At 62.8% G+C, this 17047-nt stretch carries 19 protein-coding genes; 17 read left to right on the top strand and 2 right to left on the bottom strand.

The features are described from left to right. Positions 1–182: 182 nt before the first annotated feature. From rem to ACED18_RS16055, 14 genes are all read left to right on the top strand, one after another. A complete protein-coding gene (gene rem / locus ACED18_RS16120) occupies positions 183–854 on the top strand; it encodes a transcriptional activator Rem (RefSeq protein WP_377294062.1) in 672 nt (223 codons plus the stop codon). Between the two features lie 107 nt (positions 855–961). Continuing rightward, entirely contained in the window at positions 962–2167 is a 1206-nt protein-coding gene (locus ACED18_RS16115) for a flagellar hook protein FlgE (RefSeq protein ID WP_377294060.1), read from the top strand. A 27-nt stretch (positions 2168–2194) separates the two neighbouring features. Then, positions 2195–3661, top strand: coding sequence for a flagellar hook-associated protein FlgK (flgK, locus tag ACED18_RS16110; RefSeq protein ID WP_377294058.1), 1467 nt, complete (start codon positions 2195–2197; stop codon positions 3659–3661). Between the two features lie 6 nt (positions 3662–3667). Then, positions 3668–4720, top strand: a complete 1053-nt coding sequence (locus ACED18_RS16105; RefSeq protein WP_377294056.1) for a flagellar hook-associated family protein — start codon at positions 3668–3670, stop codon at positions 4718–4720. A 34-nt stretch (positions 4721–4754) separates the two neighbouring features. After that, positions 4755–5102: a flagellar biosynthesis regulator FlaF gene (flaF, locus tag ACED18_RS16100; RefSeq protein ID WP_377294054.1), complete on the top strand. Its 348-nt coding sequence runs from the start codon at positions 4755–4757 to the stop codon at positions 5100–5102. After that, the gene (flbT, locus tag ACED18_RS16095; protein ID WP_377294052.1) at positions 5099–5548 is read left to right on the top strand and encodes a flagellar biosynthesis repressor FlbT; all 450 of its coding nucleotides are present in this window, start codon (positions 5099–5101) and stop codon (positions 5546–5548) included. The genes flaF and flbT overlap by 4 nt, the downstream gene beginning before the upstream one ends. Beyond that, positions 5539–6003 (top strand): flagellar hook assembly protein FlgD, encoded by a 465-nt coding sequence (gene flgD / locus ACED18_RS16090; RefSeq protein ID WP_377294050.1) that lies wholly within the window; start codon positions 5539–5541, stop codon positions 6001–6003. Before flbT ends, flgD begins: the two co-directional genes overlap by 10 nt. After that, positions 6003–6269, top strand: coding sequence for a flagellar biosynthesis protein FliQ (fliQ, locus tag ACED18_RS16085; RefSeq protein WP_377294048.1), 267 nt, complete (start codon positions 6003–6005; stop codon positions 6267–6269). Before flgD ends, fliQ begins: the two co-directional genes overlap by 1 nt. A gap of 123 nt (positions 6270–6392) precedes the next feature. Beyond that, positions 6393–8480, top strand: coding sequence for a flagellar biosynthesis protein FlhA (gene flhA, locus ACED18_RS16080; protein WP_377294046.1), 2088 nt, complete (start codon positions 6393–6395; stop codon positions 8478–8480). After that, positions 8477–9238, top strand: a complete 762-nt coding sequence (locus ACED18_RS16075; protein WP_377294044.1) for a flagellar biosynthetic protein FliR — start codon at positions 8477–8479, stop codon at positions 9236–9238. Before flhA ends, ACED18_RS16075 begins: the two co-directional genes overlap by 4 nt. 47 nt (positions 9239–9285) lie before the next feature. Beyond that, on the top strand, positions 9286–9702 hold the full coding sequence (locus tag ACED18_RS16070; protein ID WP_377294042.1) for a hypothetical protein: 417 nt from the start codon (positions 9286–9288) through the stop codon (positions 9700–9702). Positions 9703–9876: 174 nt separating this feature from the next. Beyond that, complete coding sequence (locus tag ACED18_RS16065; protein ID WP_377294040.1) at positions 9877–10446, top strand: rod-binding protein; 570 nt, start codon at positions 9877–9879, stop codon at positions 10444–10446. A gap of 122 nt (positions 10447–10568) precedes the next feature. After that, the gene (locus ACED18_RS16060) at positions 10569–10940 is read left to right on the top strand and encodes a hypothetical protein (RefSeq protein ID WP_377294038.1); all 372 of its coding nucleotides are present in this window, start codon (positions 10569–10571) and stop codon (positions 10938–10940) included. Then, a complete protein-coding gene (locus ACED18_RS16055) occupies positions 10937–11497 on the top strand; it encodes a hypothetical protein (RefSeq protein WP_377294036.1) in 561 nt (186 codons plus the stop codon). The genes ACED18_RS16060 and ACED18_RS16055 overlap by 4 nt, the downstream gene beginning before the upstream one ends. Before the next feature lie 62 nt (positions 11498–11559). On the opposite strand, the gene ACED18_RS16050 is transcribed toward ACED18_RS16055, so the two are convergent. Beyond that, positions 11560–12543 (bottom strand): glycosyltransferase family 2 protein, encoded by a 984-nt coding sequence (locus ACED18_RS16050; RefSeq protein ID WP_377294034.1) that lies wholly within the window; start codon positions 12541–12543, stop codon positions 11560–11562. 162 nt (positions 12544–12705) lie between these two features. Here ACED18_RS16050 and ACED18_RS16045 point away from each other — a divergent pair, with 162 nt between their 5' ends. Genes ACED18_RS16045 through ACED18_RS16035 form a run of 3 tightly spaced genes read left to right on the top strand, consistent with a single transcriptional unit; the run spans position 12706 to position 15716 of the window. Continuing rightward, a complete protein-coding gene (locus tag ACED18_RS16045; protein ID WP_377294032.1) occupies positions 12706–13968 on the top strand; it encodes a glycosyltransferase in 1263 nt (420 codons plus the stop codon). 2 nt (positions 13969–13970) lie between these two features. Further along, positions 13971–14774, top strand: coding sequence for a WecB/TagA/CpsF family glycosyltransferase (locus ACED18_RS16040; RefSeq protein ID WP_377294030.1), 804 nt, complete (start codon positions 13971–13973; stop codon positions 14772–14774). Between the two features lie 57 nt (positions 14775–14831). Next, positions 14832–15716 (top strand): DUF6492 family protein, encoded by an 885-nt coding sequence (locus tag ACED18_RS16035; protein ID WP_377294028.1) that lies wholly within the window; start codon positions 14832–14834, stop codon positions 15714–15716. Positions 15717–15758: 42 nt separating this feature from the next. Here ACED18_RS16035 and ACED18_RS16030 read toward each other — a convergent pair whose 3' ends face one another. Continuing rightward, positions 15759–17027 (bottom strand): lipopolysaccharide biosynthesis protein, encoded by a 1269-nt coding sequence (locus tag ACED18_RS16030; RefSeq protein WP_377294026.1) that lies wholly within the window; start codon positions 17025–17027, stop codon positions 15759–15761. Positions 17028–17047 lie beyond the last annotated feature (20 nt).

The following is a 17047-nucleotide window of genomic DNA, read 5'->3' as shown; positions in this document are numbered from 1 at the left end:
TTAACTTTCTCCCCAAAAAATTAGTGCTGTTTAACACTCTGACCCACTAGATATGGATCAAATCGGGACAGAAAGGTTAATCAACTATGAAATCCCGCCAGTCAGTTTCCATAGTTGTTCGTGATTCCCTCGATTCGTACCTCTAGGGCTACGAGGTACCACATTGATTCGGAGGCGGACGAATGATCGTAGTGGTTGACGAAAGAGAACTTGTAAAAGACGGTTACACGTCGTTGTTTGGTCGGGAGGGCGTTCCTTCCACCGGCTTCGACCCGAAGGAATTCGGCGAGTGGGTGAACACGGCCGCGGCGGCCGACATCGAGGCGGTCGAAGCCTTCCTGATCGGCCAGGGCGATCAGGCACTCAACCTGCCCCGCGCGATCCGGGATCGCTCCCAGGCCCCGGTTATCGCCGTCAGCGACAGCCCGTCGCTGGAAAACACGCTCGCCCTCTTCGACTGCGGTGTCGATGATGTCGTGCGCAAGCCGGTTCATCCCCGCGAGATCCTCGCCCGCGCCGCGGCCATCCGCCGGCGCCTGAAGGCGATCGTGAACTACACCGACGTCGGCTCGATCCGCGTCTTCTCCGACGGCCGCGATCCCGAGATCAGCGGCGAAGTCTTCCCGCTGCCGCGCCGCGAGCGCCGCATCCTCGAATATTTGGTCGCCAACCGCGGTCGGCGCGTCTCAAAGACGCAGATCTTCAACGCGATCTACGGCATCTTCGACGAGGACGTCGAAGAGAACGTCGTCGAGAGCCACATCAGCAAGCTGCGCAAGAAGCTGCGCAAGAAGCTCGGCCACGACCCGATCGATTCCAAGCGTTTCCTTGGCTACTGCATCGACTGGGAGTAGGCGATTTTTCTCCGTCCGGAGCGGGTGGCGGCCCTCTCCGGACGGAGAACAGGTTCACGCAAGGCCCGAAACTTAATCTTGCGGAACAACAAAACGAGGATTCCGACATGAGCCTTTACGGGATGATGCACACCGGTAGCTCCGGTATGAACGCACAGGCCAACCGTCTTTCCGCAGTCGGCGAAAACATCGCAAACGCGAACACGGTAGGCTACAAGCGCGTCTCGACGGAATTCTCCACCATGCTGCTCCCGGCCACGTCCAGCAGCTACAATTCCGGCGGTGTCCAGACATCGACGCGCTACTCGATCTCGGAAGCCGGCGCGACGAATTATACGACGTCCTCGACCGACATGGCGATCGACGGCAACGGCTTCTTCATCGTCACGGACAACAACGGCAAGGAATACCTGACCCGTGCCGGCGCCTTCACGCAGGACGAAAACGGAAACCTCGTCAACACGGCCGGCTTCACCCTGATGGGCTACAAGTACCTCCAGGGCCAGGACCCGATCATGGTCGTCAACGGATTCGACGGTCTGATGCCGATCAACCTTGCGACGACCGGCCTGACGGCGCAGGCCTCCGCGAAGGGATCCATGGGTGCCAACCTTCCGGCATCCTCGGCCGTCGGTGACACCTTCAAGACCTCGCTTTCGGCCTTCGACAGCCAGGGCACGGCGCACCTCCTCGACTTCAACTACACGAAGGCCAGTGCCACGACCTGGTCCGTCGACGTGATCGACCGCGATTCCGGCACGAGCGTCGCCACCAAGACGCTGACCTTCAACGCCGCGGGCGAACTGACCAGCACGCCGACGACCCTGACGACCACCGCTCTTGCGGTTCCCTCGACGGGTGCAACGCTGACGCCGATCGAGGTCGATCTGAAGAAGACGACCCAGCTCGGCTACCCCTTCAATCCGGATGGCGGTTCGATCGACGGCAACGCGGCCGCCAAGGTCAAGGGCGTCAACATCGACAGCAACGGTGTTCTCTACTTCACCTACGACCGCGGCGATCCGCGCCCGGTCTTCCGTGTCGCCATGGCGAATGTGCAGAGCCCGGACAAGCTGATCCCGCAGAGCGGCAACGTCTATTCCCAGGGCCCGGACTCCGGCGTCGTGGTCACGGGCTTTGCCGGTGAAGGCCTCTTCGGCAACGTCATCGCCGGCGCGGTGGAAACCTCCAACGTCGATATCGCGACCGAACTGACGACGATGATCGAAGCGCAGCGCTCGTACACCGCGAACTCGAAGGTCTTCCAGACCGGCGCCGATCTGCTGGACGTTCTCGTCAACCTGAAGCGCTAATTGGCTTAGGCCAGGGACGATCACGTCATGACCCTCGCATCGACAATCCAGACGGCGCAGACCATCTTCGGCAATACTGCGACCCAGTCGGCCATTGTTGCCAAGAACATCCAGAACTCCGGCAACGCGGACTACGCGCGCCGTCTGGCGATGATGGGGATCGATTCCGACGGCCAGCGCTTCGTCACTGTCCAGCGCGCCCAGAATGCCAATCTCTTCAAGCAGAACGTGACCAGCATCGCGGAGGAGGCCGGTCAGCAGCGCCTTCTCGCCGGTCTGCAGGAGTTGCAGTCCGCGCTCGGCGGCGAGGACTACAAGCAGTCGCCCTCGCACTATATGTCCGTGCTGCGGGATAGCCTCCAGGCCTACGCCGCCTCGCCGAACAACGGCACGATGGCATCCTCCGTCATCGGTGATGCACGCGATCTCGCCAACTCGCTGAACCAGACCACGCGCGCCGTGCAGGCGCTGCGCGGCCAGGTCGATCTGGAGATTTCAGAGCAGGTCGGCAAGCTGAACCAGATGCTGAAGAAATTCGGCGAGGTCAACGACCAGATCATCACCTTCACGGCGACCGGCAAGGATGCCAGCGATGCCCTCGACCGGCGCGACGCGCTGCTCAAGCAGATCGCGGCCATGACCGGCATCCAGACCGTCACGCGCAACAACAACGACATGGTGCTCTACAACACGGATGGCACCGTGCTGTTTGAAAACACCGCCCGAGCCGTCACCTTTACGCCGAAAGGCACGTTCGATCCGGCGGTGACGGGCAACGACATCCTGGTGGACGGGGTGCCGATGAAGGCGGGCAGCGGCGGCAACACCTCCAGTCAGGGTACCCTGGCAAGTCTCCTGCAACTGCGGGACAGCGTCGCGCCCACCATGCAGGCGCAGCTCGACGAGACGGCGCGCGGCCTCATCCTGATGTTCAAGGAAACGGACCAGACGGGCACCGGGCAGCCGGATCTTGCCGGTCTCTTCACCTGGAGCGGTGGTCCGGCCCTTCCGTCCGCCACGACGCGCGAGGTGGGCATCGCCAACTCGATCGCCGTGGCGCCGGCCGCGATCGCCAAGCCCTCCGTCCTGCGCGACGGCGGCATCAACGGCACGGGTTACAGCCCGAACGATCCGACGGGCGCCGGGCCCACATCGGTGAGCTATTCAACCCTGCTCGACAGCTACGTCGTGGGGATGAGCCAGGATCGCACCTTCGATGTCAGTGCCGGCATCATCGGCACCGCCTCGGTCATTTCCTATGGCGCGGCCTCCATCGGCTGGCTGGAAGAGATGCGCAGCACGGCCAAGTCGGCCAACGAGACCAAGTCGGCGATGCGCTCGCAGACCGATCAGGCGCTGGCCAACGAAACCGGTGTCAGCCTTGATGAGGAACTGTCGCTGATGCTTGATCTCGAACAGTCCTACAAGGCTTCGGCCAAGCTTCTGAGCACCGTCAGCGAAATGCTGCGGACGCTGCTCGACTCGGTGAGGTAACGGACGATGAAGACATCCTTCGTATCGACGCTCGCCGGCCAGAATGCGATGCGCAACACCATCAACCGGGCTCAGGAAGAGCTCAGGAAGCTGCAGACCGAGGTCACCACCGGCAAGCACGAGGATACCGGCGTAACCCTCGGCTCCGGCACCTCGCAGGTCGTCAACCTCAAGGCCGAGCTGGACCGCATCAACAGTCTGAAGGAAACCAACACGGTCGTCGGGCAGCGCCTGTCCGCCTCCCAGGTCGCCCTCGACAGCATGCGTCAGGCCGGTGAGAAGATCAACACGGTGCTGCTCTCCGTGCTCGGCTCGGACGACAAGACCAACCTCAGCATCGCCAAGACGGACCTGACATCGTCGTTCCAGACCTTTCTGGGCGCCGCCAACACGCGCGCCTTCAACGGCGAATACCTGATGGCGGGCATCAATACAGATGCCATACCGCTGGCGAACTACGGCCCGGGCTCGGCGGCGAAGACGACCTTCGACAATGCCAAGACGGCGTTCATGACGTCCCGTGGCCTTGCGTCCATGGCAGACTTCACGGTCGCCGACATGGAAGACTTCGTGAAGAACACGCTGGAACCGCACTATACCGGCGCCCAGTGGACGGTGGACTGGTCGCAGGCGTCCGACCAGAACATCCAGAGCCGAATTTCCGCCAACGAGGTGGTGCAAAGTTCGAGCAATGCCAATTCGACCGGCGTGCGCATGTTCGCGCTCGCCTCGGTCGTCGGGATGGAACTGCTCGATTCGGGCATCAACTCCGAAGTCCGCACCAAGCTGAACGTCATGGTGCAGAATTATGCCCAGCAGAGCATCGCGGGTCTCATCCGCGAAGCGAGCGTGCTCGGTGTTTCGCAAAACCGTGTCGAGAAGGCCAATACGACGCTGCAATTGCAGACGAACCTGGTCGACACCCATATCGGTGACCTTGAGGACGTGGATCCCTATGAGGCGTCGACGCGAATGAACACGCTGCTGACCCAGATCCAGACTTCGTACACGCTGACCTCGCGCATACAACAGATGAGCCTGATCAACTTCCTCAAATGATCGAGGGAACGAAGACAACATGAAGGATGTCTGAATGTACCAGTTTTCATACGCCGAGATCATGGAGGACGGCGTCGCGGATGCAAAGGACCGCGAACGGCAGGTTCTCGACCGGTCGATCGCCCTGCTCGAGACCGCCAGCAAGCAGCGCGGCTATTCCCGCGAGGCGATCGAGGCGGTCTACTTCACGCGTCGCGTATGGATCCGGTTTATCGAAGACCTCAGGTCTCCGGAAAACCAGCTGAACGACGAGCTGCGCGCCAATCTCATTTCCATCGCCATCTGGATCCTCAATGAAACCGAGAAGATACGGAAACGGGAATCCATGAATTTCCAGGGCATCATAGACATTACCACCATCATCAGGGATGGCCTCAAATGAAGAGCACACTGCGTATTTCACTGAAGTCTGGAGAGCGGATCTTCGTCAACGGTGCGGTGCTGCGCGTCGATCGCAAGGTGGCCATCGAGTTCCTGAACGACGTGACCTTCCTTCTGGAAAACCACGTTCTTCAGCCGGAAGATGCCAACACGCCGCTCAAGCAGCTCTACTTCATCGCGCAGATGATCCTGATCAACCCGGAAGGCGCGGAACAGTCCACCGCCATGTTCCGCAAGTCGGTCATCATGCTGCTGAACTGCTTCCGCAACGACGAGGTTCTGGCCGAACTGAAGCGCATCGACGGACTTGTCGCCTCGGGCCGTGCCTTCGACGCGCTGAAGGCCATTCGCGGTCTCTACGCGACCGAGGATCGGATCCTCAACAGCGAGGAAATGCCGGCCGCGACGATCGAGCAGATCCGAAGGGAAATTGCACCATGGCGGTAACCCCGATCGATACGACGATCCAGGCGAAGACCGACAACGCCTCGGCGGCGACCAAGGCGTCGAAGGCGGCCAGCGTCAACTATGACAGCTTCCTGAAGCTGCTCGTCGCCCAGATGAAGAACCAGGATCCGACGGATCCCATGAAGGCCTCCGAGCAGATCGCCCAGCTGGCGACCTTCTCGCAGGTCGAGCAGGCGATCAAGACCAACACCAACCTGGAATCCCTCCTGAAGAGCAGCGCGCTCGGCCAGGCGGATTCGGTCATCGGCCGGACGCTCACCAGTGCGGACGGCAAGACGAGTGGTGTCGTCAAGCAAGTTGAGGTATCGTCTTCGGGAATCACGGCGGTGCTTGCTGACGGAAACAAAATTCCGGTCGGCGAGGGTGTGAAGATCGGCGATCCCGTCGTCACCACCGCCACCGGCAATAGCGGCACCACGGAAAGCGGCACCTGATGAATGAAGCCGACGCGCTTGACATGGTCCAGAATGCAATCTGGACAGTGATGGTCGCGTCGGGTCCAGCGGTCGGCGCCGCCATGGTCGTCGGCCTCGTCGTCGCCCTCATTCAGGCCCTGACGCAGGTCCAGGAAATGACCCTGACCTTCGTGCCGAAGATCGTCGCCGTGATGGTGGCGGTCGCGATCTCCGCGCCCTTCATCGGTTCGCAGATCTCCATCTTCACCAACGTCGTCTTCTCGCGCATCCAGACGGGCTTCTGACCCTTTCTGGCCAGGCGCTTTTTCCTTTTCGGCCATCCTCGCGCAAGCTTCGCCCGATAGTTTCGGCATGAAATGGGCGGCCCATGATCGGCCGCCGGATCTCATGAAGAGACGGACAGCGCCATGGCTCAACAAGCAGCACTGATCATCCCCAAGGCAGCGCCGAAGGGTCGCGATATCGGCTTCGCGCTCGGCATCGTGATGATCCTGTCGATCCTGTTCCTGCCGATCCCGCCGTTCCTCATCGATATCGGGCTCGCCTTCTCCATCACCTTCTCGATCCTGATCCTCATGGTCGCGCTGTGGATCCAGAAGCCGCTGGAATTCTCGTCCTTCCCGACGATTCTCCTGATCTCGACCATGGTGCGGCTGGCGCTCAACATCGCCACCACCCGCGTCATCCTCTCCCATGGTCACCAGGGCCATGATGCCGCCGGTGGCGTCATCGCCGGCTTCGCAAGCCTGGTGATGTCCGGCGACTTCGTCATCGGTCTGATCGTCTTCCTCATCCTGATCACGGTGAACTTCATCGTCATCACCAAGGGCGCCACGCGTATCGCGGAAGTCGGCGCCCGCTTCACCCTCGATGCCATCCCCGGCAAGCAGATGTCGATCGACGCCGACCTTTCGGCCGGCATCATCGACGAGAAGGAAGCCCAGCGCCGGCGCCGGGAGCTGGAAGAGGAAAGCTCCTTCTACGGTTCCATGGACGGTGCGTCGAAATTCGTGCGCGGCGATGCCGTCGCCGGCCTTCTCATCACCGCCATCAACGTCTTCGGCGGCATCATCATCGGCTATTTCCGCCACGGCATGGACATCGGCGAAGCGGCCGACGTCTTCGTCAAGCTGTCGGTCGGTGACGGTCTCGTCTCGCAGATCCCGGCCCTCATCATCTCGCTCGCAGCAGGCCTGCTTGTCTCGCGCGGCGGCAGTGCCGGTTCCACCGACGAGGCCGTCGTCAACCAGCTCGCCGGCTATCCGAAGGCGCTGATGGTCTCCTCCGGCCTGATCTCGATGCTGGCCGTCATGCCGGGGCTGCCCTTCATCCCCTTCGCCATCCTCGGCGGCGGTCTCGGCTTCTTCGCCTGGACGATCCCGCGCAAACTGGCGGCCCAGGCCGAGTTGAAGCGCGCGGAAGAGGCGGCCAACGCCCAGCAGGTTCAGGAGACGGAAAAGGACTCGGTCAAGTCGGTCCTCAAGACCCCGGAAATCGAGCTCATGCTGGGCAAGCAGGTCTCCACGCGCCTGCTCGGCGCCCACCAGGAGCTTGCCTTCCGCGTCGGCAAGATGCGGCGCAAGTTCGCCAGCCAGTACGGCCTCGTCGTGCCGGAGATCAAGGTCAACGACGACATCACCATCCCCGACAAGGCCTACCATATCCGCATCCACGGCACGACGATCGCCTCGAACACGGTGCGCGTCGGCGAAGTTCTCGTCGTCACCGGCGGCGGCCGCAAGCCAAGCGTGCCAGGCGACGATATCCGCGAACCCGCTTTCGGCATGCCGGCCGTCTCGATCCTGGAGACCTTCACGGAAGACCTGAAGCGCGAAGGCTTCCACCCGATCGACAACGTCTCGGTGGTTCTGACCCACCTGTCGGAAGTCATCCGCAACAACCTGCCGCATCTTCTGTCCTACAAGGACGTCAAGATCCTCATCGAGCGTCTGGATCCGGAATATCGCAAGCTCGCGGACGAGATCTGCTCCTCGCACATGTCTTATTCCGGCCTGCAGGCGGTGCTGAAGCTGCTGCTGGCCGAGCGCGTCTCGATCCGCAACCTGCACCTCATCCTCGAAGCCGTGGCGGAGCTTGCCCCGCATGTGCGCAAGACCGAGCAGATCGTCGAGCATGTGCGCGTGCGCATGTCGCAGCAGCTGTGCGGCGACCTTGCCGACAATGGCGTGCTGCGCGTGCTGCGTCTCGGCAGCAAGTGGGACATGGTGTTCCACCAGGCGCTGAAGCGCGACGCCAAGGGCGAAATTGCCGAATTCGACATCGACCCGCGGCATCTGGAAGAGTTTTCCGAGCAGGCCAGCAAGGTCATCCGCGAACATCTCGACCGCGGCATGCCTTTCGTGCTGGTGTCTTCGCCCGAATCCCGCTCTTATGTGCGCATGATCATCGAACGTCTTTTCGCCACCCTGCCGGTCCTCAGCCACGTCGAGCTCGCCAAGGGCCTCGAAATCAAGATCATTGGCTCGATCTCATGATCCCCGGCATCACCGATCCGCAGGGCATGATCCTGGCGCTCTTCGCCGCGTTCTGCCGGATCGGCGCCTGCCTGATGGTCATTCCGGGCTTTTCCACCGCCCGTGTTCCCGCCCAGGTTCGCCTGCTGACCGCAGTGGCCGTTTCCATGGCCATCCTGCCGGTCATGTGGGACGACATCTATCCGAAGGTTTCGATCGGCAACAGCGCCTACCTCTACCTTATCGGTTCGGAGATGATCATCGGCGCCGCGATCGGGCTCGTCGCCCGTTTCTACTTCCTCGGCCTCCAGTTTGTCGGCACCGTCCTGTCGCTGATGATCGGCTTCTCCGCACCCCCCATGCAGGATGTGCTGGAAGACGCGACCGAAAACCAGCTGACCAACCTGATCACCTATGCCGGACTGATCATGCTCTACATGCTGGATTTCCACCACATCATGTTCCAGGCCATCATCCAGTCCTACACGGCCCTGCCGATGCAGACGGGCTTCGATCCCCAGAACCTTCTGGTCTCGCTCACGGATTCGCTTTCCACCACGTTCATGGTGATGCTGAAGCTGTCGAGCCCCTTCATCCTGTTCGGCATCCTCTTCAACACGGCCATCGGCATGGTCAACAAGCTGGCGCCCGCCATTCCGATCGCCTTCATCTCCACGCCCTATCTCATTCTGGGCGGCCTGTTTCTGACCTATCTCGGCATTGCCTCCATGCTGCGCATCTTTGCCGACAGCTTTGCGCAGATCATGCAGTCCATTTGAATTGAGTGGCCGCCGCGGGGCTGGCCGAAACGACAAGCGAGGCGACGATGCCGACGAAACGATCCGACAAGCTCAAGCGCCTCGTCGCCGTCCAGCGACATCTCGAGCAGATGGCCGAGATCGACCTCGCCGACACCGCCCGCAGCCGTCTGGAAGTGGCCGAGACGATCGACGTGGTCGCCGACGCCATGGGGTCGGCCCATCCCATGCATCGCCTGTTTTCCAGCCAGTACGCCGTCCAGCTCGGCCGCCTGGCCCAGAAGGACCAGATGCTCGCCAATATCCAGCAGGCCCACGAGACCCGCGTGCTGCGCGAACGCGCCAAGGGTGACCGTCTGGAGGATAACATGCGCGAGGCGCGCATGGCCGAGGAGCGCGAGGAGGCGGACAACACGATCTACGATCTCGTCGATCAGTTCGTGCTGAGCGCTGCGCCAGCTTCCGGTAAGCTTGGCGAGCAATAGTCTTTCCCAAGGCGGCCGGCATGATGTCGCGACCGAATTTCCATCAAGATGAGCCGTCGGCGATGACCGGCTGACGGTGGGCGCATGGACAGCCCGCGAACGCTGCTCCCCGATCCTGGGGTTCTGCGGGAACGCGTGCGGCTGTCCGACGATACGCCAAGGAGACGAGACACGATGGCCATCAATCCCCCGAGCGACATTGTCATGGATGTGCTGCGGGCCGCCGATCCGGCCGGGATCGAGCAGGCGCAGGCGAAACTCAAGGCCAACCGCGCCTCTTTCGAAGCGACCAGCCTCGCCGACAGCGGCAACGGCTTTGCCAATGCCGTCTCCATCCTCAACCGCGACAGCGCCGGTGCCACCCGCGCCCATGCGACGGAAAGCGGCAGCACCGATAAGGTGCCGGCCACCTATCGCAAGTTCGAGGCGATGGTTCTCCAGAATTTCGTGAAGTCGATGATGCCGTCCGAAGATGAGAACGTCTACGGCCAGGGCCTGGCCGGCGACATGTGGAAGTCGATGATGGCCGAGCAGATCGGCGACGTCGTGTCCAAGTCCGGCGGCATCGGCATCGCCGCCAGCCTGATGCGCAAGGAGGGCATTGTCTCGCCCGACGGCGATAACGGCCTCGTCAATGCGTCGAACGATGTCAGCAGCGTCAATATCGCCACCAGCATCGTGCAGGAACACCAGCGCAAGGCCGTGGCAGGCGTTCTGCCCGGCGTCACCGATACCACGGCCTGAGATCGTCTCCGGCCGTCGGCATGACCGGCCGGATGATCGACGCCTTCTTGAACTCGCTGCCGCATCGGGCGCGCCCTGAGAGCGTGATGCCGCAGCCCTGACCGCATCATGGGAGCCATAAGATGGATGTTGACGTTTCGAGTGACATGCGGATCCGCAATGTTCTGGGTCGTCTGGAAATGATCCTGGACAACGAGACGAGCCGCATCGGCGTCGATCCGACCTTCGACATCAAGACGTCCAACGCCCACAAGAGCCGTTGTCTCTATGAACTGTCGCTATTGAACAGGCAGACGGAGGCCGCGGATCTGCCGAAGAGCTTCGAGGATCGCACCCGCTCCATCCAGCGCAAGCTGGAGGAAAACGCGCTCCGCATCGAGGCGCACATGGAAGCCGTCCGCTCCGTCGTCGACATCCTCAAGACCGCGCTGCACGATGCCGAGGCTGACGGCATCTACACGCAGGAACAGTTCCGCTACAGCGAGGCCCGATGATCAAGATCATCCTCGTCGGCGTCTGGGTCTGCGCAGTCACGCTCGGCACCGTCTATTTTTCGGTCCAGTATGCTTCCGCGCCGACGACGCCGGACGATGGCAAGCCCAAGGTCGAGGCCGAATACGTCCCCGGTGAACTCATCACCATTCCGATGATCGCCGATGGCGCCATCAAGGGCTACTTCATCAACAAGCTCTCCTTCAATGCCGACAAGGAGAAGCTGAAGGAGATCAAGACGCCGCTCAAGGAGACACTGACCAGCACGCTATACGACATCCTTGTCGGCGCGAAGATGATCGACATTCCCAACACCCGCAACTTCGAGCTGGCCACCTTCAAATCGGCCATCAAGGACGGAGTGAACAAGGAGCTCGGCGAGGAGCTGATCCTCGAAGTCTATGTCGAACAGCTCGAATATCTCTCCAAGGGTGATGTCGACCGCCTCGCCACCAAGAAGGACGAGAACCGGGAGCCCAAGCCGGTCACCGTCGTCGACAAGAACGGCGAGACGGCGCAGGACAAGCCGCCGACCAAGGAAGCCAGCAGCGGCCACTGACGGCAGCCACTTTGCTTTCTCCTGACTGCGCCGCCCCCGGGCGGCGTTCTGCGTTGTGTCGTTCAGTTCTTTTCGGGATTGCGATACTGCTCGTTGATCAGGCCGGCCTCGGCCATCAGGCGCCCGATGGCGACCTGGGCGTGGAAGAGGCCGGCATGCGCAAGCCCCGTCCGCCGCCACAGCTTGAAGCCGCGGATGGGGGACAAGCCCAGCAGCGCCAGCGACTTGAGAACCGTCTTGATGCGTCCCTTCGGGCTCGGATCGCCGCGATGCTCGAGGACGGCCGACAGTGCGCCGGTCCGCAGGCTGCGGGCATTGACCCAGGACCGCTCGGTCCGCCGGGCCGGAACCGTCTCTGCAACCCAGGCCTCGTTGGCCCAGCCGAAGCGAAAACCCTTCAGCTTGGCGCGCCGGTAGAAGTCGCTGTCGCCGCCGCCCGTGAAGTTGAAGACCGGATCGAGAAACGGCCGCGGCATGGCGTCGAGAACACGCCGCGTGATCAGCACATTGCCGGAGGAATAGAGGATCGGCACCGGGCCCGTCGTGTCATAATGAGGCACGAAGACCGGATGGCGCTTCCAGATCGGGTCGGTTCCCGCCTCGAAGACCGGCAGTTGCGGTCCGCCGACGAGGTCTGCTCCGGTATCGGCCTGTACCGAAAGAAGACGCGACAGCCAGTCCGGGGCCGCCACTTCGTCGTCATCGATGACGGCGATCGCCTGGAGGTCCGGATAGGTTTCGAGCGCGGCCTGCCAGCCGCCATTATAGGCGTGGCAGTTGCCGCGACGATGGGTGACGACGACGAGGCCGTCCACCTCGTGGTGCGAGAAGAAATCGCGCGCTGCCGCCGCGCCGGCCTGCCCTTCGGCATCATTTTCGATGACGATCACCGAAAAGGGCAGGGGGCTTGTCTGCGACACCAGCGTCTTCAGTGTCTTGATCAGATGTTCCGGCCGTCGAAAGGTCGGCACGGTCACGACCACGCGGATCGCCTCCGGACGCACGGTCTCGCAGCGAAAATAGACGGTGACTGGCTCGCCGTTCACGTAAACTTTTCCCTGTTCCGATGAGACCCTGTTAACCCTACTAGACCAGATCTTCCTAAACAGATGCTGAATCGATGAAAACGCTTTTGAATGAATAGCTTAAAGTGACCTCAATCGCGTCCTGATAGGGTCCCTGCAATCGCACTCGAATGCAGGCAACCCATGCATCTGGTCTTCGTCACATCGCTGGTTCCGGTCCAAAATCCGGTCTCCGGTTTCGCCATCGCAAACCGGGCCGTCTTCGAGGGTCTGGTCGCGCTCGGCCACCGCGTCAGCGTGCTGGGCTTTGCCGAAGCCGCCGACCGGCCGCTGGCAACGGCGGACCTGCACCTGCTCGGCCGCATGGATGTCACCAATGCCAAGGTCGGCCGCGCCCGCAAGGCCCGCTGGTTCCTGACCGCAATCGCCGCCGGCCTGCCGATCAGTGTCGCCAAGATGCGCGCCGTCAGCGAGGCCACGCTGAAGGATGAGCTGGCATCGCTCGACCCGATCGATGGCCTCGTACTGAACTCCGTCCAGCTTCCGGGCGCCTTCATCGACCACTTCCAGACCTATCCGACCGTTTATGTCGCCCACAATGTCGAGGCCGGCACGGCGCGGGAAAACGCAGCGCGCGCCCGTGGTCTTGTCTCCCGCCTTCTCTTTTCCCGCGAGGCCCGCCTGCTGGCCGGGATCGAGACCCGCCTGACGGCGCAAGCGGACTGGGTCTTCACCTTCAGTGAGGAAGATCGCTTCGGTTTCGGCCCGGCCGTGGCGGCGAAATCTTCCTGCCTGCCGCTCGTGACCCGCTGGGACGCGCCTGACGCCCTGCCGCAGGTCGCATCGCGCTACGATCTCGGCCTCATCGGCACCTGGAGCTGGGAGGCCAACCGCATCGGCCTCGACTGGTTCGTCAACGCTGTCGTGCCGCTGCTTCCGCCCCACCTGACCATCGCCGTCGCCGGCCAGATCGCCGTGCCGCCGGTCTCGACCCATCCGGGCCTCTCCTTCGTCGGCCGTGTGGCCGATGCCGGCGAATTCCTGGCCTCCGTCCGTCTCGTGCCGCTCATCGCGCGCGCCGGCAGCGGCGTGCAGCTGAAGACGATCGAGACCTTCGAACGGGGCCTGCCCTGCGTCGCGACACCGGCGTCCGTGCGGGGCATCGATGCGCTTCCGTCCTTCTGCCGGCTGGCCGACACGCCGGAGGCTTTCGCAGCCGCCATTCTGTCCGTCCTCGCCGGCACGGATCTCAGCGCCGATGCTGAGGCGGGCCGCCACTTCCATTCGGCCCAGAAGGCACGCCTCCAGGCCGTCCTCGGCGATGGCCTTGCCCATCTCGGTCAACCGGCCGACCGGCGCGCCGCCGCCTTGCAGCTTTCCACCTCTCCGGCCGCCTCTGCGTCCGGTGTTTCCTTCGCCACCCCCGCACCCTTCGGAGGACAGTGATCATGAAGATCCCGCCCACCACCTCCATCACCGCCTCGCAGCGCGAGATCCTCGGTCTCAATGTCTGCGATCTCGGCTGGGCCGATGCTCTGGCCTTTGCCGATGAACTCCTGTCCATGCCGATTGGCCAGACAGTCGTCTCGTTCCTGAATGCCAACAACGCCAACCTGATGATGAAGAACCCCGACTACCGGGTCATTCTCGAGCGTCAGCTGGTGTTTCCGGATGGCTATGGCGTCGATATCGCCAGCTGGATGCGTTACGGATCCATGTTCCCGGCCAATCTGAACGGCACGGATTTCGTGCCGGCGCTTCTGACCTATGTGTCGCGCCCGCTGAAGGTCGCCATGATCGGCGCCCGCCCAGAGGTGCTGGCCCGCGCCGCAGAAGCCTTCCGTCAACACGCGCCGTGGCATGAGTTCATCCCGGTTTCCGACGGCTTTTTCGCCGAGGAGGAATCCGATGCGGTCATGGCGAAGGTTCGCGACGTCCGCCCCGATCTCCTGCTGATCGCCATGGGCAGCCCGAAGCAGGAAAAATGGGTCGATACCTATGTCGGTCCGGGTCATGCGCGTCTCGTCATGACGGTTGGCGCACTGTTCGATTTCGTCGGCGGTGCCTTCCCGCGCGCGCCGGCCATGGTGCGTCGCCTGCGGCTCGAATGGCTTTACCGTCTCGTGCAGGAGCCTAGCCGTCTGTGGCGGCGTTATCTTCTGGGCAACCCCCTTTTCCTGCTCAACGCCCTGAGGCATTCTCTGCTGGGCGGTGAACCCGGCCGCCTGCCGGAAGCCAATCTGCGTCGGTGAAGCCGGCGCCCATCTCCTCGCCCGCCATCGGCGGCCCGTACAACCGGAAACGACCGCATGAACCCGATGCGAACCGCCATCGTCACGGCGTCTTACTCTCGTGATTTCGAGCGCTGCCGCATGCTGTGCGCCAGCATGGATCGCCACATGCAGGGCGACTGGGTGCATTACCTCCTCGTCGCCTCCTTCGATGTCGCCCTCTTTCGCGAACTGGAAGGACCGCGCCGTCGTGTCATCGATGAGCGCGAGATCCTGCCCTTCTGGGTGCAGGCCGTCACCGATCCCTTCTCCGGCGGCGGGCGGAAGATGTGGCTGACACCGTTTTCGCTGCCCCTGCGCGGCTGGCACGTCCAGCAGCTGCGCCGTCTCGGCCTTGCCCGGATCATCGAGGAACCGGCCATGCTGGCGCTCGATTCCGATGTCGTGCTCCTCCGCCCCTTCGATCCTGCCACGCTCTGGCAGGATGGCGACCTGCGCTTCTATCGCAAGGACAATGCCATCACGGCCTCGGCCCGCTCCAACCATCTGGCATGGCTTGCCCACACCGACCGCCTCTTCGGCATCGGCCCCCACCGCCTGCCTGCCCACGACTACGTCAACACCATGATCGCCTGGCGCACCGATACGAGCCGCGCTCTGCTCGATTACGTCGAGCAACGCAGCGGACGGCACTGGGTGCGGGCCATCACCGCCAGCCGCGCCTATTCCGAATGCATCATCTATGGCCGGTTCGTGGATGAGGTGCTGGGCGGGAAGGGCCATGCGCGCAATGATCGCCCGCTTTGCCACGTGCTGTGGGAAGCCGGCGACTATCCGAAGGGGCCGGAAGGGCTGCGTCTCTTCATGGCCGATCTCGCGCCCGACCAGTATGCCGTCGGCATCCAGTCCTTCATCGACCATGATCTGGGTGCAATCGACGCGGTGGTCCGCGAGGCGGCCTGATTGGCCGGAGGCTTGAGGCAGGCTGGACGCTGTCCGAGCGTGTCAGATGACCCGGCGAACAGGCCGCCTCAGCGCTTCATAGGTCAGCAGGAAGGAGAGTGCGTAGACCGCGCCATAAAGACCGTTCAACGCCGGCGCCCAGGTCGCGACATCGCTGCTGGCGGACAGAAGAAGCGCCAACAGCCCGATCTTTGCGCCGCCGGCAAAGACGAGATTGACCATGCGCCGCGCCGTCCGGCCGGTCGCATAAAGCAGCTCCGACTGGTACTCCACCAGATTGCGGAAGGCCGGTACGAGCAGGATCAGCGCCACATAGGGCGAGGCTTCTGCCACGTTGCGGCCGAGCCCGGCCGGGAAGATGTGCAGATAGATCGCCATGGAGGCAATGGCCGCCAGCGATACGCCGAAGACGCCCGCCTCGATCAACAGCCGCGTACGCCAGCTGGCGATCGTCTGCGGCGCGCGCATGATGCGCTGGACCAGCAGCGTGTTGAACGAGCGCACGGGCAGGGCCGTGAGGTCGGCAAGCCGCATGAGGATGGCGTAGAGCCCCGATACCGCCGGTCCGCCGATCGCCAGCACGACGATCTTGTCGAATTCCGACTGCACGTAGAACAGAACCTCGGCGCCCGCGACAGTGACGGAGTCCTTCCAGCGCCTCAGATAGAGTTCGGGCCGCCAGCGCAGCCGCACGCGCGGGTAAAAGGCGATGAGCCCTACGGCGAGGCTGGCGATATTGGCCGCGAGATAATGCAGCGACCAGCCGGCGAGATCGTGGGTGGCCGAGAGGCTGAAGGCAAGCGCTGCCAGCGTGCGCAGCCCCGTGCCGATGATGACGAGCCATGCGCCGGCCCCGAACCGTCCGGTGCCGTTCAGCACGATCACGACCGTTTCGAAGCCGCGCCAGAAGATCACTTCCGACAGCATGAAGGTGACGAAGACGGTGGGCGACATATCACCCGAAAAAGTCAGCCAGTAGATCAGGGCGCCGAACGGCACGAGCAGCGGCAGCGATACGGCCGCCCCTGCCAGAAAACCGAGACTGTAGGTGCCGATGAGATGCGGCTTGACGGTCGCGACCCGGTAGAGCGGCGACATGAAGCCGAAGGCAAGCCCGCGGGACAGAATGATGCCGGCTGCCGATGCCGTCGCGAAAAGGCCGAACTGGTCGATCGGAAGCGTGTTGGCCACCGAAATAAAGTAGACAAGCGACAGCACCAGCCGGCCAGCAGAGCCGCCCGTCATGGAGATGTATGCCCGGATAACGCTCCGGTTGCGCTCGTAGGCCGTGGTCAGGAAGGACAGCATCATCAATCGCTTGGCAAGATTGC

The organism is Rhizobium sp. SG2393 (genome assembly GCF_042610495.1).
Taxonomy (GTDB): domain Bacteria; phylum Pseudomonadota; class Alphaproteobacteria; order Rhizobiales; family Rhizobiaceae; genus RU20A.
Note: the sequence above shows the minus strand (reverse complement) of the source record. Positions and strands in the feature narration are given on the sequence as shown.